Below are 23935 nucleotides of genomic sequence, written 5' to 3'. Positions count from 1 at the left end.
TTCAAATTTTCGTATTAAAAAGAAATATGTTTCGGAATTTCCCCTTCAGGTACTTCTCCATCCATACTTAAATAATAATGACGAATCGGACGTAAGTTTTCGTCTAATTCATAAACAAGCGGAATGCTAGTTGGAATATTTAATGAAACTACACCATCACTTGAAAGGTTGTCTAAATATTTTACTAGCGAGCGAATTGTGTTACCGTGTGATGAAATAATTACTTTATTACCACTTTTTAATGTCGGCGCAATTTCTGAATGCCAATAAGCAAGTACTCTCTTCTCCGTATCCTCTAAACATTCAGTAAATGGAAATTCACCTTTTTTGAGTGTTTTATATCTTGGATCGGTCACTTCATATCGAGGATCGTCTTCAGTAAGAGCCGGTGGTCTTACATCAACACTTCTTCTCCAAATATGAACTTGCTCCTCACCATACTTTTGAGCAGTTTCATCTTTATTCAGCCCTTGCAATGCACCATAATGTCTTTCATTTAGCTTCCAAGATTTATGTATTGGAACCCAAGTAAGATCCATCTCATGAAGTACAATCCATAACGTCCGAATTGCGCGTTTTAATACAGATGTATAAGCCACATCAAAAGTATATCCGTTTTTCTTTAATATTGCTCCTGCTTCTCTCGCTTCACTTAATCCATTCTCTGATAGATCAACATCTGTCCATCCAGTAAAGCGATTTTCAAGATTCCATAAGCTTTGTCCGTGACGAATAAGTACAAGTTTTATCATTATAATTCCCCTTTCGGAAATGTGAATTTTATTGTTCCATTGCGTACACGTATAAAGTATCTAGTAATGTATCTTTTTATCCATTCACTCTATGACCAATCGATAGTTGCCAAATGTATGGATAAAATTTGTTCTTTTTCAAACGATAAAAACAGAAGTTTTTTCATTATTTTTGATCGACTGGTATTTCACGTTTCGATATCCAAGCATCAAAACCTGATCGGCTATTTGCCATTTCATTCATAACTTGGTGCCAATTGTCCTCACATGATTCACCAAATTTTGAAAAAATAGCACCCATTTGTTGTCTTTGTACATCACTCAGTTTTTTCTCTAAATCTGTACCTTTTTCTGTTAAAGACAACTGTTTCACACGTCGATCATGCATAGCTTCATTACTCTCAATTAAGCCCTTTTCCACAAGTTGACGTAGCGGTCCGTGGAGCGCTTGCTTACTTATTTCTAATAGTGATAATAACTCATTTACACTTATCCCTGGAAAACGTGCGATAAAAAATAAAATTCGATGATGTACTCGTTGAATGCCATATTCTTTTATAATTTCATCTGGCTTTTCAGTAAATGTTTTATATGCAAAATAAAATAATGCTAATGCCTCATTCATCTGTTCTTCTTTATGTTGTGTCATCTACTTTCCCCCTGTATGTAAATTATACCACAATCTAGTAATGAATATTTTAATCAACGCATTAGAACTTGTTCAGTCTATTGAAACATTCATTGCATAATTAGGAGATGATTCATTTGAAAAAACAATATACTGTAAGTACATATTTATTGGATAGACTACACGAATTAGGAATTGAACATATATTTGGGGTTCCTGGTGATTATAATCTTGCCTTTTTAGATGATGTGGTAGCACATAAAAATTTAAAGTGGATTGGCAATTGTAATGAATTAAATGCTGCATATGCAGCAGATGGGTACGCTCGCATAAAAGGAATCGCCGCTCTTATTACTACTTTCGGTGTTGGAGAATTAAGCGCTATTAACGGTATTGCTGGCTCATATGCGGAAAACGTGCCAGTTATAAAAATTACAGGTACGCCACCAACAAAAGTAATGGAAAATGGAGCAATCGTCCATCATACGTTAGGAGATGGAAAGTTCGATCACTTTTCCAATATGTATCGAGAAATCACTATAGCACAAACAAATGTAACACCTGAGCATGCTGCTGAGGAAATTGACCGTGTTTTACGTGCATGTTGGAATGAAAAACGCCCTGTTCATATTAATTTGCCGATTGATGTGTATAATAAACCAATTAATAAACCGACAGAACCTATTATAAATAAACCTATTTTAAGTAATAAAGAAGCATTAAATAAAATGCTTCTACATGCCATTTCAAAAATAAATAGTACCAAAAAACCTGTTATTTTAGCTGATTTTGAAGTAGATCGATTTCATGCTAAAGAAAGTTTACATCAATTCGTAGAAAAAACTGGGTTTCCCATCGCGACGTTCAGTATGGGAAAAGGAATATTCCCAGAAAAACACCCTCAATTTATAGGTGTTTATACTGGTGATGTAAGTTCTCCGTACTTGCGAAAAAGAATTGATGAATCTGATTGTATTATTAGTATTGGTGTGAAGTTAACTGATACTATTACAGGCGGCTTCACACAAGGTTTTACAAAAGAACAAGTTATAGAAATCCATCCCTACACTGTGAAAATTATAGATAAAAAATACGGTCCAGTTGTAATGCAGGATGTTTTACAACATTTAAGTGATTCAATTGAGCATCGTAATAAAGATACCCTTGACGTTAAGCCATTTATTTTAGAATCATCACCTTTTACTGAAGAGTTCAATCCAAAAGCACAAATGGTCACACAAAAACGTTTTTGGCAGCAAATGTACCATTTCTTACAAGAAAACGACGTCTTAATTGTAGAGCAAGGAACACCTTTCTTTGGTAGTGCTGCTATCCCTCTACCTAATGACACTGCATATGTAGGACAACCATTATGGGGATCTATCGGATATACACTGCCCGCTCTACTTGGTACACAGCTCGCCAATTTATCACGGCGCAACATTTTAATTATTGGTGATGGTTCTTTCCAAGTAACTGCCCAAGAGTTATCAACTATACTACGTCAAAATTTAAAACCGATTATATTTTTAATCAATAACAACGGATACACTGTTGAACGTGCCATTCACGGACAAAACCAACTTTATAATGACATACAGATGTGGGATTACAATAAACTATCAATGATATTTGGATCAGAAGAAAAAAGTCTAACATTTAAAGTAGAAAATGAAGCAGAATTAGCAGAAACCTTAGCAAATATAATTTTTAATAAGAATCAACTTATCTTTATTGAAGTTATAATGAGCCAAAGCGATCAACCTGAATTGTTAGCTAAACTCGGGAAAAGATTCGGTCAGCAAAATTCTTAATATAAAAGCATAACCTAATTATACAACTAGTAGTGTAAAACTTGTTTTGAGAATAGTTTCGACACTCAAAATACATAAGGAAAAGGATGGAAAGTACCATCCTTTTCTATTTTAAGAGCCTTCTTCGACTAACGCCCCGTGCGACAAGCAAAAATTCTTAATCCATCTTTAATTTTATAGCTTTTGTCGCAATAAATGTTTTAATATGCTTATCCAATATCCTTGTTCCACCAAAATCATCCTCATAAAAACCTGTTATAGCAAAACCAGCATCAATTTGGCCTTGGATTTGGTCTTCTAAAGTATGCGCATATTCTATTGTTTGATTTGAATCGATGTAATCTTGAACTTCATCCTCTGGTAAATAATCCAATGTTGATGAAGGAATTGAATGTTTAACATCCAGAATACCTTTTTGCTCTTGGTTATCATCAAAAATCCATAGTAACGGATTTGTAAATCCAGCAATAAGAACACCTTTATTCTTTAAAACCCTAGAAACTTCATTCCATACAAGATGAACATCTTTTACAAACAAATAAGCTACGCTTTTTCTTTTTTATTCAGCAAGAGTTAACTGCCAAGATACACCATACTTATCATTTAACCAGCCAAACTTTTTACTAAACGGATAAGAACCTAAAGGCATAAGAATCGCTCCATCCTGCGCTAGTTTATGAAAGACCGTTTCAATTTCTTCTTCTGTCTCACAAGTTACATAAAGAGACATAGCTGGAGTGAATGTAAAATTATGATTTACATAACTATCAATACACATAAACTCTTGGCCATTTAGCGTAAAAGTTGCATGAATTACAGTTCCCTCTTTACCAGGTCCATTTTCATCGTAGCGAGAAATACTTACAATTTCTGATTGATCAAATAGTGACGTATAAAAATTCATTGCTTCCTCAGCTTTGCCCTCAAACATTAAAAACGTAGTAATTTTTTGATTTGCGTTACTCATATGGAGACAGCCCCTTGTTATGTATTTATGTAAAACATACGCCAACAAAACCAAACGTACGTTCCTTTTAATATATTGTCTATAAAAACGATGAGTTTGTCAATTATCTACTTTATTATTTCTTCTTAAATAATGCTGTCCAAAGAAATGATTCTCCAAACATTTCTTTCGGTTGTTTCATTTGTTTCATCCTTCTAATCTCAATCACCTCAAATTCTTTAAATATCTCTCTTAACTTTTCTTCCGAGTATGCAAGACCACCTTGTAGACTCCAACCTCTATATACGTCCCAATCTGTTATTTCCGATCCATTTCGCTCATCTAAATCACCTGCCGCAAAACATGTTAATCCGAAATAACCACCCGATTTTAATGAGTTTTTAATTAAATCCACATAATTTATTCTTCTATGCGGTGGAATGTGATGCAAACAGCCCGAATCGTATACAAAATCAAATTCGTTTTGAACCTCTAAATTAAAAATTGAATCACAAATAAAATGAATTGCTACCTCTTTTGCCAATGCCCTTTCTTTAGCCCAATTAATGCCTTCTACAGATAAATCCACTGCTGTTACATCAAATCCTTGAGTCGCTAAATAAATGGCATTTCTACCTGGACCACATCCAAGTTCTAATACTTTCCCTTTTGAAACTCTCTCTTTTTGTATATACGAAACTAGGTTCTCATCTGGAACATTTTCAAAAAATGGAACATCCTTTTCTCTATTCTCATAAAATTCATTCCAAAATGGTTCTGCAGGTCTTAATAATGAATCAAGCATTTTTAAAATGTCTTCTTGTGTGTGTAACGTTTCATTTTTCATTAATACCCCTCCACGAATTAATAGTCAGAAAATTATTATATATCTTTTTGAACTTTCAAACAAAGAAAAAACTCCTACATTCAATAGGAGTTTTTGTCTTTAAAATAAGAGTACAGCTAACCATTTTAACAACTTCTCTTCTCGCGCTTTTAAATCATCATTCCTAAACTTGCCTAGTTGTATTTCACTAACAACTTCTCCGTCCGCCATAAAAAGAACTCTTTCTGTTTTCGCTGCTACCTATACAACATGAGTCACTTAAGAAGATTACTTTACTGAAAAATCAAGCTGATTTCGTTAAGGCGTATTTTTGCTAACGCCTCTTCTTTCATGCATGATATTTCATATAATCATACTTTTCTAATAAAATAACGTTTTTGTTCACTTTTTTGATACATTTACGAAACATTTATGTGTTATCTTCATTAAGTTCTTTTCTTTTTATAATGTCGTGTGAGATATACCAACAGAGGAAGCCCTAGATCTCCTAATCCTAGGGCTTTTTTATAAGAATTTTATACATTTTATTATTTCCACTAACTCTTTAAATTGTATATACATAATATAAAATTTTTATGTTGTTATATTTTTTGATGGCCTCTTATCTTTCCTTAAAAGGCTTTTTTTCAAATAACGCTTTTATTTAATTTATATTTAAAAAGTTCCTTTTCATAAAGACTTCCCTTATGTGCTATACTCATTCTTAAATAATTGTATAAGGAATGTTAAAAATGGATGATAGATCGTCAAGACAATGGAAATTGCGACAAAAGTTAAGAGCACTGAAAACAAAAAACAACAATGACACAAACCCTTTGTTTAGTGAATGCCTTGAATCCCTAGGAAACGAAACTCTCATTTTCTCCCAAGAAAAAAGCCAGCAGATTGCTACTATTTTAATGAATTCATTTCCTATAACTGTCTCGGGAAGAATAGATTGGGAACAGATAGATAATCAATTCATAGCTTCGAACAAAGAACAACTAATTTCCCTTATTAGAGCAAAGCAACTAGATTTTGACGAACAGATTTTTATAATATGGGATAACTATGAAATCCCTGTAGTAAGTACAAATCTTGATAAAGTATTCCAATCACTAGTTGACGTTGATGCAGTCAGTTTTTATTACTGGCTATTAGACAAAGAATATAGATTCGTAATTGAAATAAATGATGAAGAATTGATTAGGATTGGGTTTCGCTAATACTCTAAGCATATGAAGCTAGTTCCCTTCATTTCTTAATATTTTCTTCGTCACCACCGCTATTATTATCATTATGAAACTAATAGCAAATATAGGTAAATAAATTTTCGTACTGAATCCTTCAAACATAAAACCATATACGACTTGCCCAATTGGTGCCATACATTGAGATACCGCTGTTATAAATGCCATCACTTTTCCTAGATTTTCATTTGGTGTTTTCTTTTGGACTACAGTAATCACATAAATGGATACAATTGTCATAATCATTGCGATTAGAAGAGAAGAAAGTATAAAGAGGATAAATGGTGGATAGTATCCTAAATTAAGAATAAACGGTGTAACTGATAGTGCCACTGGCATTACTAATAAAGCTATGATAAGCATCCAATTATATAATGTTTTCATCTGTAACTTTTTAGCAAAGAAACCGATTGACAATGCCCCTAATATGGTTGCAAAATCAATTAATCCCATTCCAATTCCATACATCGTATCGCTACTCTGCATAGTTACTCGTAACATAATAGGTCCTCCAACAACAAATAACGGTGTCAAAATTAAGTTTAGTAAAGCTGCAAGTAACATAGCCTTCAAAATAAAAGGTTGCTTTAAAACATAAAGAAAACCTTTTTTCATATCTTTTACAATTGTCGGTATGATATGGCTTTCTTGCGCTCTTTTTATAAAAGGTATTGTAATAAACATTTCTAAAATTGCAGATAAAAAGAAAGCAAGACAACTTGTTATTACGAGCATTTTCAAACCAATTATGCCATATAATATTCCTCCTAGTACAGGTGCAACTATATTAGATAATGCTTGCACACCATTTATGATACCGTTTGCTTGTTCTAACTTTTTCTCTGGAACTAATTGCGGAATACTTGCCATAACAACTGGTGAGTACATTGCACTAATGACTGCTAGTAAAAACATAATTGCTCCAATCAATAAAATAGATACCGATTCAGTTAATAACAAAACTATAAAACTTAATACAATAGTAGCGTTTATAAAATCCAAAATGACCATTACATTACGGCGGTTGAAACGATCTGCTATCGCTCCGCCAAGAGGAGCTAACAAAAACGGGATACTCGTTATGGCATATAACCCTGCAAATATATCGGCACGTCCTGTTATATCTAGCACATATAAAGACAGTGCAAAACGTAATAGTGTTGAACCTAAAATAGTAATAATTTGACCACTTACCATTAAGTGAAAATCTTTCAAGGAAGATTGAATACTTGCTGGCATCTTCATCACATCCTTCATTTAGTCTAGACCGACTGCCGGTCTATAACACCCAAACAGAAAAAAGCTATTTCTGTTTCATTAAAACCTCGATCATATAATCAAAGGACCCTTCTTTCGCTCCAACAGATACTTCCATCATTTTAATATAAGCCTTAGCTCTTCTCATCATTTCTTCCGGTTTCCACTGGAATAAACCATCATCAAATATGACTTGTGCTGAAGAGAGTAATAATTCAATTGTTTCTTGTGGGTATGGAGTAGAAAATATGCCTTCTTCTATTCCTTGCTCTAAAACTTCCGTTAATACAGGAGATAAATGTATAATGGATTGCACTAAACTTTTCTGATGCATTTCTGCATTATTTGGTTGATGGAATTGTTCAATCATTTTTTCTTTGACATCTCCTGATTTTGGTGATTGTTCCATTAAAATTTTAAATAACTTATCTAAAACGGGGATATCGGGATTGGAGACAATCCTTTTCGCCTTAGTGACATCCTCTTTAATAATCCTCATAATGATTTCATCCATTACTTCCTCCTTCGACTTAAAATAATGATAAAACGTCCCCTTTGCTATACCAATTTCTTTTAAAATATCATTCACGGTTGTTTTCGTATAACCTTTCGTAAGAAACAAACGCTCAGCTGTTTCTAAAATTTCCTTTCTACGCTCCTCATACTCCTTTACAATTCGCATTCAAGTTCTCCTTCCCATCAGACCGACTGTCGGTCTATTAAAATTATATGTTTAGTTTGCAAAAAGTTTCCTATTATCGTACATATACAACACCATACTTTCTATTTCCTTTATAAATTTTTATTTTTTAACGTCCGCTCAATTTGTTTAAAACGTATCTCATGTTTCTTATCGTCACCTTTCATTTTAGGAAAAGAACGATGCCTCCGTTCGATCTATGTACTTATCAATGGAGTATTTTGTTGAGTTCCAATATGTAATATTGCATATTTCGCACTTTTAATTTTTGTATATGTGATAATTTATTTATAAAAATATAAATTATTAATAAGGGTGATTTATATGAGCAAGTTCCGAAAGAAGATGATTAAATATTTGCAAACATTTTGGGGATGCTTAGCATTTGGTGTATTAATGTTTGCTATCTTCTTAATTACGGATTTAACAGATGCATCTTTAAATACATTAGGCTGGAGAGACTGGCTAGGTTCTGTAGCAGGCGCAACCATTTTATCTGTTGGGATGTTTACTTTAAATAAATTGAATTTAAAATAAATATTCAGTCAATACTGAATGTGGGCTGTATGCCAACATTCATTTAAAGTAGTCTTCTCTGTATCTCCTTGTATTGAGCAGTTAGCTTTTGCTAGCCGCTCTTTTATTTTGTTCCGGTTCTTGCCTCTTAAAGAACTCTTTATCTACTTTCCCCCAATAAGTACACATATCTATTCTCCATTGCTACAAAATGAAATCTTTATTTTGTTTTACGCGTCGCTTCTTCAATCAGCCAAGATACAATATTAAAATCATTAGCTTCACCCTTTAAAGATGTTCCGTTCCAAAAGCATTCTTTCATCACTTCAAGTAATTCTTCAACAGCTTCAATTCATCTCATATTCATTTTCCTTTTCTTCCAAATAACTATTTTGTTTTACTAATTAGCTGATTAATTTCACAAACACCTTTATCAAACATTCCACGTTTCTTCACCCCGTGAATATTTTCCAAATAAAAATACATACTATTTTCAAGCCGCCGTGTCCACGGCTAATACCTCTTTCTTTTGTTACAGCAAAAACAGGTAGGTTCTTCACTTATCTACTTTCTCTGTATATTTTTTAAGAAATCGAAAATAATACCAACAAGCTGTTTGAACTAGCAGCTTCACTCTTCTCGCAATGGGGATGCAAATTATCACAATTAGCTAACTCATTGAACTCACTGGCAGACAACCAAAATCGTTGTCTGCTTTTTGTATGAGATTTTTCGTTTTACATATACTACTTTTGAACCTGCAGACCAATACGAGCCATTTTGGTGCTTGGGATTTCCCTTCCGGGGATAAGTATCTTTTACTTATCCCTTTTTTGTATAGACACGTATATTTAGGGTAAAACTAATTACAAGCAGATTTTCTGTTTATGCGTAGTTCTAAACAAGATTACTTTTTCTCCTATTAAAGGACGGCAGGTACGACTGCTAGTCCTTTTTTCTTATTTCGCATATTATCACTACATTACCTTCATCATCGTCGTAAGCAATTTCCCCATAAGGGTGGCAGTGGTGCTTCTCGAGTTCCTCATCGATCAAAACTAACAAATTAGTTTTCCAGTTTCCAACGATCGTACACCAATACGAGTTTAATCCTTCATAAACTTCTCTTGTTCTATTTCAATAATTGCGGAATGTATAATGAAAATACTCGCTCGCTTCAATACCTTTTCTTTTAACCAAAGTGTTCTGCTGAATGATAGTAATACCCTTGCACTAATGGTTTTGGACTATAAAATTCCCTTTATAAATTTCAAATGCGGTGAATGAAATTTTGTTTTTTTCTTGCCATCATCCTTCTTGTATACAAACAAAAAAGAGCCACAATATTTTGCGACTCTTTTACAATTATAACTATTTAACGGCCACGTCTTTGCTGACCTTGCTTTGTACTACCTTTTTTATTACTTGGCTTATTAAATGATCGGTTATTTTCATTTCTAGAACTATTTCTCGAACTATTTCTTGAATCACTTCTTGAGCTATTTCTTGAATCACGTCTTGATTCACTTCTTGAACCTTCGCGGCTATCTCTTTGACGATTTTGACCTGATTTCTTCGGAGCCGGCTTTGGTACCGGTTTTCCGTTTTCATCTACACGTTTTATCTTCGGTTGTTCGATTATTTCTCTTTGTATTGGTGCACCAAGCGTTTTTTCAATTTCTTCTAAATGTTTTTCATCTTTCGCTGCAACGAACGTAATTGCAAGACCTGATCCACCTGCACGTCCTGTTCGGCCAATACGGTGAATATAACTTTCTACATCTTCAGGGATGTCAAAGTTAAATACGTGCGTTACACCATCTACATCAAGTCCACGAGCTGCTACATCCGTTGCGATTAAGTACTGAATTTTAGCTTCGCGGAAACTCTTCATAACTCTTTCACGTTTCGCTTGAGGTATATCACCATGAAGTTCAGCACAATTATAACCTAGTCCTTTTAAATTATCATACAGTTTACTTACTCTAAGTTTTGTACGGCAGAAAATAACAGCTAAAAATGGCTGATCACGATCCATAACAAAACGAAGTGCATCTGGCTTTGCACGGTCTGTCGTCTCAATGACACGCTGCTCAATTGTATCAACCGTTACTTCTTCACTTTGTACTTGAATCATTTGCGGTTCATCCATATAACGCTTCGCCAATTTTTTAATATCTTTTGGCATCGTTGCTGAGAATAACATCGTTTGTTTACTACCTGGTGTCTCATCTAAAATATCTTCAATATCATATAAGAAACCAAAATAAAGCATTTGATCCGCTTCATCTAGTACAATCGTTGAAAGATTACTTAAATCAATTGTTTCACGGCGTATATGATCTAATAATCGTCCTGGTGTTGCAACAACAATATGTGTATTACCTTTTAATTTTCTCAATTGTTGTGCTACATCTTGCCCACCATAAATCGCTAGTACATTAATATCTTCTCTTTGAACAAGCATTTTTTTAATTTCAGTTGTAATTTGCAGGGCTAGTTCCCTTGTTGGTGCAACAATTAAAGCCTGAACATCACTAGACTCTGAATCGATTTTTTCTAAAATCGGTAACACGAATGCTAACGTTTTACCCGTACCTGTTTTTGCCTGCCCAATAATATCTTTACCAGACATAATAACAGGAATTGCCTGCTCTTGAATTGGTGTTGCTTCTGTAATTCCATTTTCACGTAATGTATGATTAAAAGTTTCACTAATTCCTAATTCTAAAAAATTTTTCAAATAGACCACTTCTTTTCCTTATTTTTCACATTAGCTTTCATTGTACCATTTGTTTCGCCAAATATGAAAAATAAAAAAATTCTTATCTTCTTTTTTATATTCATCCTGTACTAGATGAACAAATTCTTTTTGCTTTTTCTCAGATTTTATTAATGCTTCCATATTTATAGAAGTCAAAATATACCTTTTAATTTTTCTATTACTCCAAATTAAACTTGTATACTTCAGATCTTCATGTAGATTTCGAAACCACTCTAATTCACTTAATTTTGCGATATGATGTTTCAATTTCATGTCATTTCGAGGATAAAATAAAATGATATCTGCTATTACATCAAATAACGAACCCATCTTCTCCCCCCTATACTCTTGCTCAAATTATATATATTCTTCTTTACATATATATTTCAATTTTACCGAAATATAATGTTACTGATTTGGTTGAAATCGCAAAATATATGAACTAAAAACCAATCTTTTCGATTTAGGAAAGACCGATTTTCATTAATTTATACAGTAAGCTTTCCTCCATGATAGCAATAATACTGTGTTGCTTTAAAACTTTTAATCCTATTTAAAGACTGTTTCGCTTTTTCTATATCTAAACAAAAATTCGGATTAGCTATTACTAACCCACGATTCTCTTGAACAGCCGCATCTCCCGTAATTACACAATCTAAATTCGGAAAATATAATGAAATATGCCCCGAAGTATGTCCTGGCGTCGCTACTATTTGACATTCATTATTCAAAATCATTTGACCATCATGCACTTTTTCATCGACGGAAATATGTTTTATATTTTTTAACTGTTGTATAAACCATTTACCAAATTCTTTTTCTTCATTTGGCATACGTTCTAACATTTCTTCAGCTTGAACTAACCTCTCTGATTTTATATCACCACTAATATAGTTAGATTCAATTTCACTAGCAATAACATTAATTTGAGGATATTTCACTTTAAAATCGTATAAAGACCCTATATGATCATCATCATAATGAGTAATAATTATATTCTTTAAGTTTTTTATCTCATATCCATGTTTTAATATTGCATTTTCAATTAAAGGTAAAAAACTTGGATATCCTGTATCGACTAACGTTAATTCATTATGTAATATAATTAAACTTGGATAAATACATTGTTTTTGCCCGTTAAATTCGAATTCAATTGGTAGTTCTATTATTTTCATTTTTCTTCCCCCATACCGCCTATTCAATATTTAATAATAACCACTTCGTCCACATACATTTTACTATACATATTAAAAAATTTTTTATCAGTATTTTGTTTTAAGTTTTTTATTAGTTAATTCTATTTTTAAATGTGGATACCAAAGTTATTTTATATCTATTTCTCATATGTGTTAGCAAGTTCGTCTGTAAAATCATAGACAGGGTTTTCACTCTTAACCTAAGCTGTTACTTTTTATAAATGAATTTTACCCTTATTGGACAAGTATCCGTTTCGTAATTTTCATATGTAATAAAAGAGACATCTCCTTAAATTAGAAATGTCTCTTTTAAATTAATAGAACAAATTCAGTTGTATTTCTTTTTTGTGAAAAGTTTTTTCATCAATAAATTATACATTTTCAGTGCTTGTACTACAACTTGTCGAGTATAAAATTGGTATACCACATATAGCATCATTCATTACATCACGAAAAACTTTTGCAGCGACTTCTGTGAAAGTTTGGCATAGATTAGAAATATCATCATTAAAAAACTGAATCACTTTTGCAGCAAAAACCGAAAAAACAACATTCGCTCCACCTGGGAACTGCGGCTGCACAACAACTTGCTCAAAATACAAGTTGCTTTCTAAAGCTACTTGAAAAAGGTGTGCAATTTCAAAAGCATCTAAAGGACAAGGAATTGGGTTTACAATTCCATCCCCAATAACACTAACAACAATAGTTACATTTACATTGCCAAATTGCACTGTAGGTTTAAGAAGTGTAGCTAATGCAATCGCTTTTTCAAAATCCGTAGTTTGTACTAAAATAATAAAATTTCCATCAGTCGGTATTAGCGGACCTACTGTTACAGTTGGATCAGCCCCTACCGAATTTCTGAGTTCGTTAAAATATGTGATCCATGGCGGTGAAAGTTGAGGTTGTACACGCTCGTCCATTCTTTTTCCACCTCCTTATACAATTCTCAATACTATAATATGAAAAAATTCTAATAGCGCATTAGATATATTTATTATTTTTTATAGCATTTTCGTATCAATCTGAGAATTTTGTTTGTTTACAAAACCTTTTAGAAACATTTAACCATTTATTGTATGTCAATAATATAGTAGTGAAAAATTTACAGGTGAAGGATATAAAAAGAACAAGGTTGCTAGTTCATTAATCGTAAAAATATGACGTTTTAGATGAATAAGCTTTATTTGCAGTAATATACCTTTATTATTATGTACCTTATATTGCAGCGCTTCACTAATAAGACGTACAATTCCTATCCTTTTAGAAGTAATTAAAACCTTCGGTGAAATCTTCTTTAGATAGATACCATTTGCAAATTGTTTAATTTAACAAATACTACTTGCATACTATGTAATGAAACACTGTGAATCATTGTATAATCCACATTATATTATTTTGAACAGGTAATCCCCTATTTTTATGGAAATATATAATTAAGAAAAACAATAAAATTGATTAATCTCTCACTTCTTTGTCCATCCTTTTAAAAAATCTATGTTTTTGTAAAAGGAGCGTTCATATGGAGAAACAGACACTTTGGAAAAAGTTCAAAAAAAGCTCTGTAAACCTCGGTAAATCTAGCGTATATGAAAGTATTATTTTATTCTACACAATGAAAAAGAAAGAATTACCTACTAAAGCGAAATTCATAATATTAGCCGCTTTATCTTATTACGTATTAACAATCGATTTCATTCCAGATATAGCTGCTATTATTGGGATTGGGTTATTAGATGATGTTTTAGCAATCGCTGTAGCGCATAAATACGTTATGAGACACGCAGATGCTGAAATTCGAGAAAAGAGCAAAGTAAAGATGGAGTCATTATTTACTTCAGCACAAGCATAATGAAATTATCTAGTCATTTACCTACCTTTTTACTTTCAAATAAAGCTAACTGTAATTAATGATAGTTCCACCTCACTGAATATTACCCTTCACCATGAGAGCATAGCAGAATAAATTCCTAAACAAAAGCATTTCTCTTAGCTCTCAAACCGTAAACAAATAGGGAATCAGCACTTGTTCCTAAGTTCTGACTCCCTTTTATTTGTTCTTATATCTATCTGTTATACAGTTTCATACGTTCCCTTATACAAAACTGCTATTGCCGCTACTATAAGAATCATACCCATAAAAGCAGGTGCGGCATGACCAAGTGATACATAGATTTGTCCTCCAAGAATAGGACCAATCATTCTTGCTAAAGCTTGAATAGATTGGCTTCCACCTTGAATCCTTCCTTGTTCACTAGAACTGGCAGACTTTGAAAGCATCCCGTTGAATGAAGGCCCGAAAATTGAATCCCCAAAACCATACATTAGCATTCCAACGATTAGTAGTGGATAGAGTGAAAACAAAGCTGATGCCGCAATAAAACTGTATCCTATAATCTCCGAAACCATCCCAAGAATAGCTATTTGTTTATCACTAAGATTGATTAAAAGCTTTGGCATGATAAAACTTTGTGAAACAATGTCTTGAAAGCCCAAAATTGAAAACATAAGTCCGATTAATGCAGGTTTCCAACTGAAAGTATCTATTGTAAATTGCGTGAAAATTGCTTGTAAAGATCCGTTAGGTATCCAAAGTAAAAACGCTGAGATAAGTAACCATTTTAAATTTTTCATGGAAAGTATATTTGCTAGTTGTGCAAAAGGATTTAACCTTACAAAAGTAATCTCTTTTAACCTGTTATTTTTGTCAAGACTCTCAGGCATGTATTTCATACCATATAAAACATTTAATAAAGTTATGAACGCTCCAAAGTATAAAGGTACAGAATGACCAAACTTTGCAAGTAACCCCCCAAGAGTTGGTCCAATAATAGTTCCCGCACCTACAACTGCACTCACCCATCCAAAGTATTTCGTTCTCTGCTCTTTCGGAATGATGTCTGCAAAATATGCGAAGATAGTACTTATGCTCCCACCTGTTATACCTTCTATTATCCGTCCAGCAAATAATACCCATAAAGCTCCTCCTATGCCAAAAACTAAGTACCCAATTGCAGAACCAAATAAGCATATTAAAAGTAATGGACGACGGCCATACTTATCGCTTAAACCCCCGAGTGCTGGAGCAGCTAAAAACACACAGGCCGCATATACGGAAGTTAGTAGTGTAACAACTAATGCTTGTTCTTCCGGATTACTTGTATATGGCTGTACTAAGAATGGGACTACAGGCATGATGATACTGAAACCTATACCACAAAGAAATACAGAAATAAGTCCGAATAGTAACGCATGTTTATCTATGCTTTTTTCAGTTTCCCTTTCATTTTGTGATCTAAATATAGACATTTAACTTCTCTCCTTAAAATGTTTTGTTGCTTTGTCAACAAAATGATAACCCTGTTTTGTTGATTAGTCAACAAAGATAAAATAATAAAAAAGCAGCCTATTCTCATATTAGAGTAAGGCTGCCATTTTATTATTAAAATGTATTACGATTTAATATGTATACCTTGTTTCTTTATTTCTGCATCCAAATGTCTACTATACTTTTCCACAAAGCTAATTATACTGTCGAATTCTTCTGCAGTTACTTGCTCAAATACCGCTTTATCCCGCTCTTGAAACTCTTTGTGCAGATTTTCATGGATTTTATAAATTTCTTTCCCTTGTTCGGTAAGCTTAAAATAAATTTCTTTCTTATTTTCTGACTTTTGGTAACTTTCAACAAGGCCTTTTTGTATGAGCTTCTTAGTCATTCTACTTATAGCACCGCGAGTCACATAAAAAGCCTCTGCGAGTTGTGTCACGTTAGAATCTGCATTGTTTTCAATATATTCAATACAGTGGACTTCAGAAGACTTAAACCCTTTAAGACCTTCTTCCATCTTATCTTTATTAAGCCAAACCAGCTTATTATATAATTCCCTGAAACCGTTCATGACCTGTTCTTCTTTATTCATGACCTGCCCTCCTCACCGCTCATTAGCACATTAAAACTATTATATTAAATTTCTGCTTACGTTTCGACAATATTGAAATAATTATTGTAACATTAAAGATATGTGTAAAAATAGGCGCTTAAATAAAACAATTCATTAGACAGCAAATTCTGCAAGTTTATTGCTATTCACAGTAAATGGTAGACAAAAAGTAAGAGCTAAGATCATTTCTCTTAGCTCTTCTTTCATAAAACTATTTCACTTCATTAGCGACAAAAAAGTGCTCACATACACTTGATATGCGCTGTAAGTCCACGTTCCCACCAGATATAACAGCCACTACTTTTTTCCCTTTTATATAACTATCAACTTTTCCCGCAAGAAGTGCAGCAGTTGCTAATGCACCTGCACCTTCTACAACAGCTTTCCCACGTTGTAATAAATCTTTCATCGCTACTTCCAGCTCTTTTTCTGATACAGTTTCAATATCATCTACTAATTCTTTTACAATTTCAAATGTTAATTCTCCTGGTATTTTAACTGCGCAACCATCTGCAATAGTAGGGGCCTCATAATGTTCTACGATTGCGCCTTTATCGTAAGATGCCTTCATTCCATGAACATTATCTGCTTGGACACCAATTATATTAATGGATGGATTAAAAGATTTTAATGCTACAGAAATACCAGAAATAATTCCGCCTCCACCTATTGGTACAATGACAGTATCTACATCCCACATATCATCAAGAATGTCTAATCCAATTGTACCTTGACCAGCCATTACCTCTACATCATCATATGGATGTAAGTATGTTTCACCTGTTTCCCTTATAATTTCTTCACATTTTACCTTTGCATCATCAAAGGTTTCACCATGTAAAATCACTTCAGATCCATATCCTTTTGTTGCTTCAACTTTTGCCTGAGGTGCAGAAATTGGCATAACAATTTTACTCTTAATACCGAGTAAATGAGCAGATAATGCAACTCCTTGTGCATGATTACCTGCTGAACATGCGATTACACCTCTTTCTTTTTCTTGATCCGTGAGCCGTGACATTTTATTAAATGCGCCACGAAATTTAAAAGAACCCGTTAATTGCATATTTTCTAATTTCAAATGTATTTCTCCGCCCGTTTTACTAGTCAAATAAAAAGATTTTACTAATGGCGTTTTACGAGCATTTCTATCCAGAATCTTGTGAGCTTTTTTAATATCGTCTATATGTAATGGTAGTTTTCTAGTTATCATACTGACACCTCTTCCAAAGTTCTATTTCTAAGTTTTCGTAAGTCGTAGCTCCTTTATACGAAAAGAAAAAATCTTTATATATGTACCCCACTCTGAAATAAACACATTTGCAAACAATTTAACATCCTCTTCATATCGCGTTCTTTATAATGATTTAAACATGCAATTTGGATCCAATTATTCTTTTGTAAATAAGATGACTCATAATGAACGATGTATCCTTGTAATGCTAATGCATCGCCTACTACTTTAGAAGAATGGTCTTCGCTTAATACAATAGTAAGTATAATTGGCGCGGCATGTTCTTTAGGTGAAACAAGCTTTAAGCCCATATCAGTAATAACTTCTTCAACATACTCGTATGTCTCTTTAATTTTTACAAATACCTTTTCATCTTCAAATCTCTTCAACGCTTCTTGCAATGCATAAATTAAATTCCATGATTGTGAGTATGGAATGCTTTCATTTTCTTCATACATGCCAATGTCCATATAAGCTGGCACAGCCTCGTTTATTTTTACAATGTGGTTATAAAAAACGAAAGAAATTCCTGTATATGATTTAATCGCTTTACCGCTAACACCACTCGCAAAATACACATCCTTCAAGTCTAATGGTATTGCTCCAATTGAGCTTATGCAATCTACACATAGTTTTATTTGATTCTCGTTACAAAGAGTATTTAGCTCGTTTAAATCGTTTAACATTCCAGTAGATGTTTCATGATGAACAAACCAAATCCATTCATAATTTCCAGTTGTCACGATTTCTTCTAATTCGGTATAAATAAATGGATCTCCCATTTCCTTTTTATACGTATCAAAATGTAACTGTGCTCGTTTTGCATGTCCAACTAATCTATTACCAAATTCCCCATTTGTTAATACTAGTCCTTTCCCTTTTAAAGAACGTAACTGTAAAGCAATCGCATCATTTGCTAACGTCCCTGTTCCTAACATAAGCTGTACATGTTTTGCTTTTGTCATGTAAAGTAACCGTTTTTTCACATTGTCCATCATCACTTGAAATGACTTAGAGCGATGCGAAATAGGCCGCGTAGAAAATGCCTTTCGAACGTTCTCTTCAATATCTACTGGACCAGGTAAAAACGTATATTCTTTCGTCATAATCCCCCCAACACTCGACTCTTCAAACATAGCAGGGGTAACATACATTGGCTGGAAGGCTGCTTCTTCTGTACCAACTAACGTATGGAAAGATTTGAATCCCATTTGCTCATATAAAGCTAGTTCACGTGTTGTTGCAGAAATGAGTGCTAATTCATATCCATTTAGAAGCAAATAACGATGTAGAAAACGAATTAATCCTAACAACGCTCTTCCATTTCTATATTCACGTTCTACTGAAAGTAAACGAATTTCATACATTTTTTCTCCATGCTCTTGCAAATAAACATCTAAATTTGAGATTTTATAATCTAACGAGAATGGTCGTTTTCCCCGCACTGCGACCATACCTACTAATCTATCCTCATCTAAACAAATTAAATATGTATTTTCTTTATGAAACCGATCTATACGAAACCGGTCTTTCGTTTCTTCATGTTGTGGTATCTCTTCCACAAAAGTTTTATAATTTAATTTATGTATACTTTCAAATTCCCAATCTTGATCAGCAACTTTATAAATTAACCCCATGCCTTATCTCCTTTATCTATTTAATAAAAAATGATAAGTGGAGATTATCCCCACTTATTAAACATTCATTTTATTCTCGATTCACATATAGAATAAGTACAATAATCATTCCACTTAATATAGTGGTAACAATAGAATAAGAATAAAGAATCATACAAACTGGTAAACAAGCAATTGTAATTAGTCCTGGCTTCGTAAACCCTTTAAATATTAAATAAAATACAATAAAAATGCCTAAGAGGGTAAGCGCTATCAAATAATCAAATGCGATTAGTCCTCCTATAAATGTTGAAATACCTTTACCGCCCTTGCCTTTAAATAAAACTGGATAAATATGTCCAATAATAACGGCCAATAATGTTAACATTACGAATGTAGGATCTTCAAAAAGATATTTTGCTACAGCAACAACGATTGCCCCTTTAATCGCATCACCTAAAAATGTAGCGATGAAATACCCTTTTCCATATACGCGCCCCATATTTCTTGCGCCAGGATTTCCGCTTCCTTCATCCCTAATATCAACGTTATGTCTCAATTTTGTTACTATATAAGCGGTCAATATGTTTCCAATTAAATAAGAAGCCACCAAATATAAAAACTGCATACTATTAATCATGTAATCATTCACTTTCTACATGGGATTACATATACAATATTCAATTACTACGTATATTGTACGTTTTTAACATACATCCCTTTATACATTTTAATATCATATTTTTACAAATCATACAAAAATTCTCATGTAGCTATTTATTTAAATATAAATTCTTCATTAAATAATATGTTCCTTTCACTGCTGGTTCGGATTGTGATACAAATGTAACTTTTCCTATACTTTTCTCACAGCATTTCTTAAATTCAGCATATATTTCTGGAACGAAACGCATTATGCTACCACTTACTGCAATTGAAGTTGGTACATCAAACTTCATTTTATTGTAAATATTCACTGTAATTCTCGTTAATTCCTTAGCAGCTTGCAAGATAATTTCACGTGCATCATCATTCCCATTTCTCGCTTCCTGAATAACTAATGGCGCGATTGCTGCAACTTTATCTTTTGAAGAACTATAAACTAGTCTTTTTATATGAGACGACGTCAAAAGTTGAAACTCATCTTGAATCCTTAAGCTTAATGGGCAAAGTGCAACTCCTTGATCAAATTGATTCGCCATTCTTTTTAAACCTTGTAATGCAATCCAATATCCGCTTCCTTCATCTCCTAAAATATGTCCCCATCCACCACTATACTCGTACACTTCTCCTTTCTTTCCAAGACAAATTGCACCTGTGCCGCCAATTGTTAAAATTCCATCTTTTCCTTTTAAAACAGCTGCATGTGCAATCATCGCATCATTAAAAACTTCAATTGGTGTTCCATACTTCTTCTTTAGACGTAATGTTAATTCATTCGTATTTACTCCACTTACACCCGCTAATCCTAAACAAATACAAACGCAATGCCCATTTAATACACCTTTCTGGCATTGATCAATCACCTCCATAATATGCACAAGAACTTCTTCAAAATCTATTAATATATTTCCAAAACCACTTGTAGCTCTTACAAGTTCATTTCCGTCTTTATCAAATGCAATTGCTTCTGTCTTTGTTCCCCCGCCGTCTACTCCAATCATATATTTCATCTATTCGCCTCATTCATTTCAAATTGGAGGGAATGTTATATTCCCTAAAACTACAGATTCCTTTGCACCTGTTGCGCTCGGCACATTACTCGGATTACGATGATATGTTTCATTTGCTAAAATGGCAAAGGCGATTGCTTCCTTCGCTTCTGAAGAATAGCCTATATCTTCTTGAAGGAATAATGCACATTTTTCTTCTTTCAATCCATGCCGTATCATTTCTACAAGTGTATCATTATAACTTCCGCCACCACCTAGAATTACCTCATCGATTTCATAATACGGCAGAATAAACTCCTTATAATGATAAACAATTGAACTTGCTGTAAACCTTGTGACAGTCGTCAATATATTTTCTTTACTATGCTTTTCAAACCGCTTTAATAACTCACTGACAAATTCTTCTCCAAACTGTTCTCTACCAGTTGATTTCGGTGGATTCATTTTCAAAAATGGATGATTCATACAATATGTCAAAACCTCTTCTACAACTACTCCTTGTTTTGCAATGTTACCATTTTGATCATATGACAACTGAAACAACCTTTGACATACTTCATCCATTACCATATTACCTGGACCTGTATCAAATGCTATAACGCTTTTCTCACTTAGTTGACTTGGTATTACAGTCACATTACCAATCCCGCCGATATTTTGTAGTAGTCTATTTTTAGTTTGGTGACGATATAAAATAATCTCTGAATATGGTACAAGTGGTGCTCCTTGTCCTCCAGCTGCCATGTCCATCGTTCGAAAATTAGAAATAACCGTCGTATTCGTTTCATACGCTATAATTGCTGGTTCTCCAATTTGTAATGTAGAAGGAATCATACCTCCATCTTGCTGTGGCTGATGATAAATCGTTTGTCCGTGAGAACCAATTAAATCTAATTGTCTCAAAGGAAAATTGGCCTCTTTACAAACTTCCTTTACAGCGTTTGCGAAGCGTAAACCGAGTTTAAAATTCAAACTGCATATAAGTTGTACATTTGAATTTTCTATTGATAATGCCTGCTGGATATCATTTTTCATATCATTACAAAATGGCACAGTAGTAAAATGGATGAGTTCAACTTTAGAATCTACACCGCTTCCATCTATATGAACGAGTGCTACATCTATTCCGTCTAACGAAGTACCGGACATTACCCCTGCAACATACATAACATGCATGACCTCCTATTTACTAAAAAACAATCATGTAAGTAACCAACGTACAACCAATCGAAAACAATATAAATCTAAAAAACAACTGAGCTTTCGATGCAAACGATCCATCAATGAAAGAAACAACTACCGTAAGCAAAACGCTTGCCGCAATACTTGTAACGAGCCAAATACTATGCATTTGTGATAAATTTAGCATGCCTAATAAAGGGACAAAAAGTAAATTTGCACAAATCACTCCAAATAGTAATAAAAACACACCTTTATAACTAAATTTTATATTCATTCTATTTCCCCCTTTCTAGTTTTAATGTGAAAGAAGTGATAGACAAAAAGTCTATCACTCAAAATAACAGCATGTAGATTAAGGATTAACCGACTCTCCGTCACCATTCTTTTCGATTTCAAGCATATTTTTGTCGTACATTTTAAAGAATGGTAAATAAATAAGGAACGATATTGTTATATTTATAAAAACTAATACAATCGCACGCCAATCTCCACCTGTTGCTAAATATGCACCAATTGGAGCAGGTAATGTCCATGGCGGCATAATATGCGTTGGTGTTACAAATCCCATTGCGGTTGCAGCATACGCTATAGTAGCTGTTACTAACGGGGTAATGACGAAAGGAATAATTAAAATTGGATTTAATACAATCGGCAAACCGAATATAACCGGTTCATTTATATTAAAAATCCCAGGGACAATACATGTTCTCGATAATGCTTTTGAATATTTTGATCGGCCAAATACAATCATAGCTAACACAAGTCCTAATGTTGCTCCCGAACCACCAATCCAAATAAACCATTGATAAAACGGCTCTGGTGCAATGAATGGAAAATGACTTGCCCCACTTGCTACAGCTTCACCGTTCTTCCCTAAATACACATCCCAAAGCGGCCTTGCCACAGTACCTACAACAGATACACCGTGTATCCCGAAAGACCAGAAAAACGTAATTAAAAATACAGGTATAATAACGCCAAAGTAACTATCACCAGCTTTTACTAACGGTGCGGCTAGTTTATCTACAACGTAATGTAAATCAACTTTAAAAACGACTGTAATAAGACTCATCATAATAATAACGAATGCTACAGGTATAAGTGCTTCAAATGAACGTGATACTGACGGTGGTACTTGTTCTGGCATTTTTATCGTTACGTTATTCTTCTTACAAAACCTTAAAATCTCAACTGATAAAATAGAGACGATCATCGTCACAAATAATCCATGACCTCCAAGATTTGTCATCGGAAGCATGAATCCTTTTTTATCAATTAACTCAGGCGTTAATGTTAAAAGTAGTGAACATACCGCAAGCTGTGCTCCTGATAAAGCATCTAATTTATAACTTTTCGCTAAATTATATCCTATTCCAAATGCTATATATAAGGACATAATAAACATAGTTAAACGATATGGTATCAATATACTTGTTTGATTCTTTAATGCCCAAACCGATATGAAACTATCTTTCGGCAGTGGTGGAAATGCTACTATTAAAAAAAAGCTTCCTACTATAATAAATGGTAACGCCGAAATAACTCCATCACGGATTGCTTGTAGATGCCTCTGCTCAGAAAGCCTTGCCATCGGGCCAGATAAGTTTTTATCAAGAAACGTGACAAACTTATTCATA

Annotated in this window: 23 protein-coding genes and 2 pseudogenes; 4 read left to right on the top strand and 21 right to left on the bottom strand. The window is 33.5% G+C overall.

All coding sequences use genetic code 11. From position 1 onward, the window contains the following. Nucleotides 1–14: 14 nt before the first annotated feature. Both gpmA and QO049_RS24120 read right to left on the bottom strand, forming a co-directional pair. Complete coding sequence (gene gpmA / locus QO049_RS24125) at nt 15–752, bottom strand: 2,3-diphosphoglycerate-dependent phosphoglycerate mutase (protein WP_246962753.1); 738 nt, start codon at nt 750–752, stop codon at nt 15–17. Nucleotides 753–918: 166 nt separating this feature from the next. Then, nucleotides 919–1401: a MarR family winged helix-turn-helix transcriptional regulator gene (locus tag QO049_RS24120; RefSeq protein ID WP_000191888.1), complete on the bottom strand. Its 483-nt coding sequence runs from the start codon at nt 1399–1401 to the stop codon at nt 919–921. A 107-nt stretch (nt 1402–1508) separates the two neighbouring features. Here QO049_RS24120 and QO049_RS24115 point away from each other — a divergent pair, with 107 nt between their 5' ends. Beyond that, nucleotides 1509–3194, top strand: a complete 1686-nt coding sequence (locus QO049_RS24115; protein WP_246962751.1) for an alpha-keto acid decarboxylase family protein — start codon at nt 1509–1511, stop codon at nt 3192–3194. A gap of 157 nt (nt 3195–3351) precedes the next feature. Here the strand turns inward: QO049_RS24115 and QO049_RS24110 are convergent. The 4 genes and pseudogenes from QO049_RS24110 to QO049_RS24095 form a co-directional block, all read right to left on the bottom strand. After that, nucleotides 3352–3741: pseudogene (locus tag QO049_RS24110) on the bottom strand (SAM-dependent methyltransferase); the annotation flags it as partial. A gap of 12 nt (nt 3742–3753) precedes the next feature. Beyond that, entirely contained in the window at nt 3754–4161 is a 408-nt protein-coding gene (locus QO049_RS24105) for a VOC family protein (RefSeq protein ID WP_000063589.1), read from the bottom strand. A 115-nt stretch (nt 4162–4276) separates the two neighbouring features. Continuing rightward, complete coding sequence (locus tag QO049_RS24100) at nt 4277–4987, bottom strand: class I SAM-dependent methyltransferase (protein WP_000787493.1); 711 nt, start codon at nt 4985–4987, stop codon at nt 4277–4279. A gap of 99 nt (nt 4988–5086) precedes the next feature. Next, a pseudogene (locus tag QO049_RS24095) lies at nt 5087–5227 on the bottom strand (ABC transporter ATP-binding protein); the annotation flags it as partial. Nucleotides 5228–5718: 491 nt separating this feature from the next. Here QO049_RS24095 and QO049_RS24090 point away from each other — a divergent pair. Further along, on the top strand, nt 5719–6192 hold the full coding sequence (locus QO049_RS24090) for a CDI toxin immunity protein (protein ID WP_246962749.1): 474 nt from the start codon (nt 5719–5721) through the stop codon (nt 6190–6192). Nucleotides 6193–6210: 18 nt separating this feature from the next. Here the strand turns inward: QO049_RS24090 and QO049_RS24085 are convergent, their stop codons facing one another. Continuing rightward, nucleotides 6211–7455, bottom strand: coding sequence for an MFS transporter (locus tag QO049_RS24085; protein ID WP_246962747.1), 1245 nt, complete (start codon nt 7453–7455; stop codon nt 6211–6213). A gap of 64 nt (nt 7456–7519) precedes the next feature. Continuing rightward, entirely contained in the window at nt 7520–8155 is a 636-nt protein-coding gene (locus tag QO049_RS24080) for a TetR/AcrR family transcriptional regulator (protein ID WP_001223580.1), read from the bottom strand. A gap of 342 nt (nt 8156–8497) precedes the next feature. Between QO049_RS24080 and QO049_RS24075 the strand changes: the two genes are divergently transcribed. Further along, nucleotides 8498–8710, top strand: a complete 213-nt coding sequence (locus tag QO049_RS24075) for a hypothetical protein (RefSeq protein WP_000033159.1) — start codon at nt 8498–8500, stop codon at nt 8708–8710. Nucleotides 8711–10064: 1354 nt separating this feature from the next. On the opposite strand, the gene QO049_RS24070 is transcribed toward QO049_RS24075, so the two are convergent. The 4 genes from QO049_RS24070 to QO049_RS24055 all read right to left on the bottom strand — a co-directional run bounded on the left by QO049_RS24070 (nt 10065) and on the right by QO049_RS24055 (nt 13572). Next, nucleotides 10065–11441 (bottom strand): DEAD/DEAH box helicase, encoded by a 1377-nt coding sequence (locus QO049_RS24070; RefSeq protein ID WP_061654578.1) that lies wholly within the window; start codon nt 11439–11441, stop codon nt 10065–10067. A 21-nt stretch (nt 11442–11462) separates the two neighbouring features. Further along, nucleotides 11463–11783 carry a hypothetical protein gene (locus QO049_RS24065; RefSeq protein ID WP_284489550.1) on the bottom strand — a complete coding sequence of 107 codons (321 nt, stop codon included), beginning with the start codon at nt 11781–11783 and terminating at the stop codon, nt 11463–11465. Nucleotides 11784–11941: 158 nt separating this feature from the next. Then, on the bottom strand, nt 11942–12628 hold the full coding sequence (locus QO049_RS24060) for an MBL fold metallo-hydrolase (RefSeq protein ID WP_016109972.1): 687 nt from the start codon (nt 12626–12628) through the stop codon (nt 11942–11944). 392 nt (nt 12629–13020) lie between these two features. Beyond that, complete coding sequence (locus QO049_RS24055) at nt 13021–13572, bottom strand: hypothetical protein (protein ID WP_284489549.1); 552 nt, start codon at nt 13570–13572, stop codon at nt 13021–13023. Nucleotides 13573–14171: 599 nt separating this feature from the next. Between QO049_RS24055 and QO049_RS24050 the strand changes: the two genes are divergently transcribed. Then, nucleotides 14172–14501 carry a YkvA family protein gene (locus QO049_RS24050; RefSeq protein WP_000415089.1) on the top strand — a complete coding sequence of 110 codons (330 nt, stop codon included), beginning with the start codon at nt 14172–14174 and terminating at the stop codon, nt 14499–14501. A gap of 221 nt (nt 14502–14722) precedes the next feature. On the opposite strand, the gene QO049_RS24045 is transcribed toward QO049_RS24050, so the two are convergent. The 9 genes from QO049_RS24045 to QO049_RS24005 form a co-directional block, all read right to left on the bottom strand. Continuing rightward, nucleotides 14723–15958 (bottom strand): MFS transporter, encoded by a 1236-nt coding sequence (locus QO049_RS24045; RefSeq protein WP_053513506.1) that lies wholly within the window; start codon nt 15956–15958, stop codon nt 14723–14725. A gap of 143 nt (nt 15959–16101) precedes the next feature. After that, nucleotides 16102–16572, bottom strand: coding sequence for a MarR family transcriptional regulator (locus tag QO049_RS24040; protein WP_246962738.1), 471 nt, complete (start codon nt 16570–16572; stop codon nt 16102–16104). A gap of 232 nt (nt 16573–16804) precedes the next feature. Then, complete coding sequence (gene tdcB, locus QO049_RS24035; RefSeq protein WP_246962736.1) at nt 16805–17806, bottom strand: bifunctional threonine ammonia-lyase/L-serine ammonia-lyase TdcB; 1002 nt, start codon at nt 17804–17806, stop codon at nt 16805–16807. A gap of 74 nt (nt 17807–17880) precedes the next feature. Continuing rightward, a complete protein-coding gene (locus QO049_RS24030) occupies nt 17881–19464 on the bottom strand; it encodes an aminotransferase class V-fold PLP-dependent enzyme (RefSeq protein ID WP_246962733.1) in 1584 nt (527 codons plus the stop codon). Nucleotides 19465–19534: 70 nt separating this feature from the next. After that, nucleotides 19535–20083, bottom strand: a complete 549-nt coding sequence (plsY, locus tag QO049_RS24025) for a glycerol-3-phosphate 1-O-acyltransferase PlsY (RefSeq protein ID WP_098567696.1) — start codon at nt 20081–20083, stop codon at nt 19535–19537. A gap of 133 nt (nt 20084–20216) precedes the next feature. Further along, nucleotides 20217–21116, bottom strand: a complete 900-nt coding sequence (locus QO049_RS24020; protein WP_058839613.1) for a BadF/BadG/BcrA/BcrD ATPase family protein — start codon at nt 21114–21116, stop codon at nt 20217–20219. Between the two features lie 18 nt (nt 21117–21134). Beyond that, nucleotides 21135–22283 (bottom strand): anhydro-N-acetylmuramic acid kinase AnmK, encoded by a 1149-nt coding sequence (gene anmK / locus QO049_RS24015; RefSeq protein ID WP_016109965.1) that lies wholly within the window; start codon nt 22281–22283, stop codon nt 21135–21137. Between the two features lie 22 nt (nt 22284–22305). Next, nucleotides 22306–22572, bottom strand: a complete 267-nt coding sequence (locus QO049_RS24010; RefSeq protein ID WP_001021966.1) for a hypothetical protein — start codon at nt 22570–22572, stop codon at nt 22306–22308. 78 nt (nt 22573–22650) lie between these two features. Further along, complete coding sequence (locus QO049_RS24005) at nt 22651–23934, bottom strand: PTS sugar transporter subunit IIC (RefSeq protein ID WP_246962729.1); 1284 nt, start codon at nt 23932–23934, stop codon at nt 22651–22653. Nucleotide 23935 lies beyond the last annotated feature (1 nt).

Origin of the sequence: Bacillus sp. RB3 (genome assembly GCF_030164735.1) — a bacterium.
GTDB classification, from domain to species: Bacteria; Bacillota; Bacilli; order Bacillales; family Bacillaceae_G; genus Bacillus_A; species Bacillus_A cereus.
This window is presented reverse-complemented; position numbering and strand designations above follow the sequence as displayed.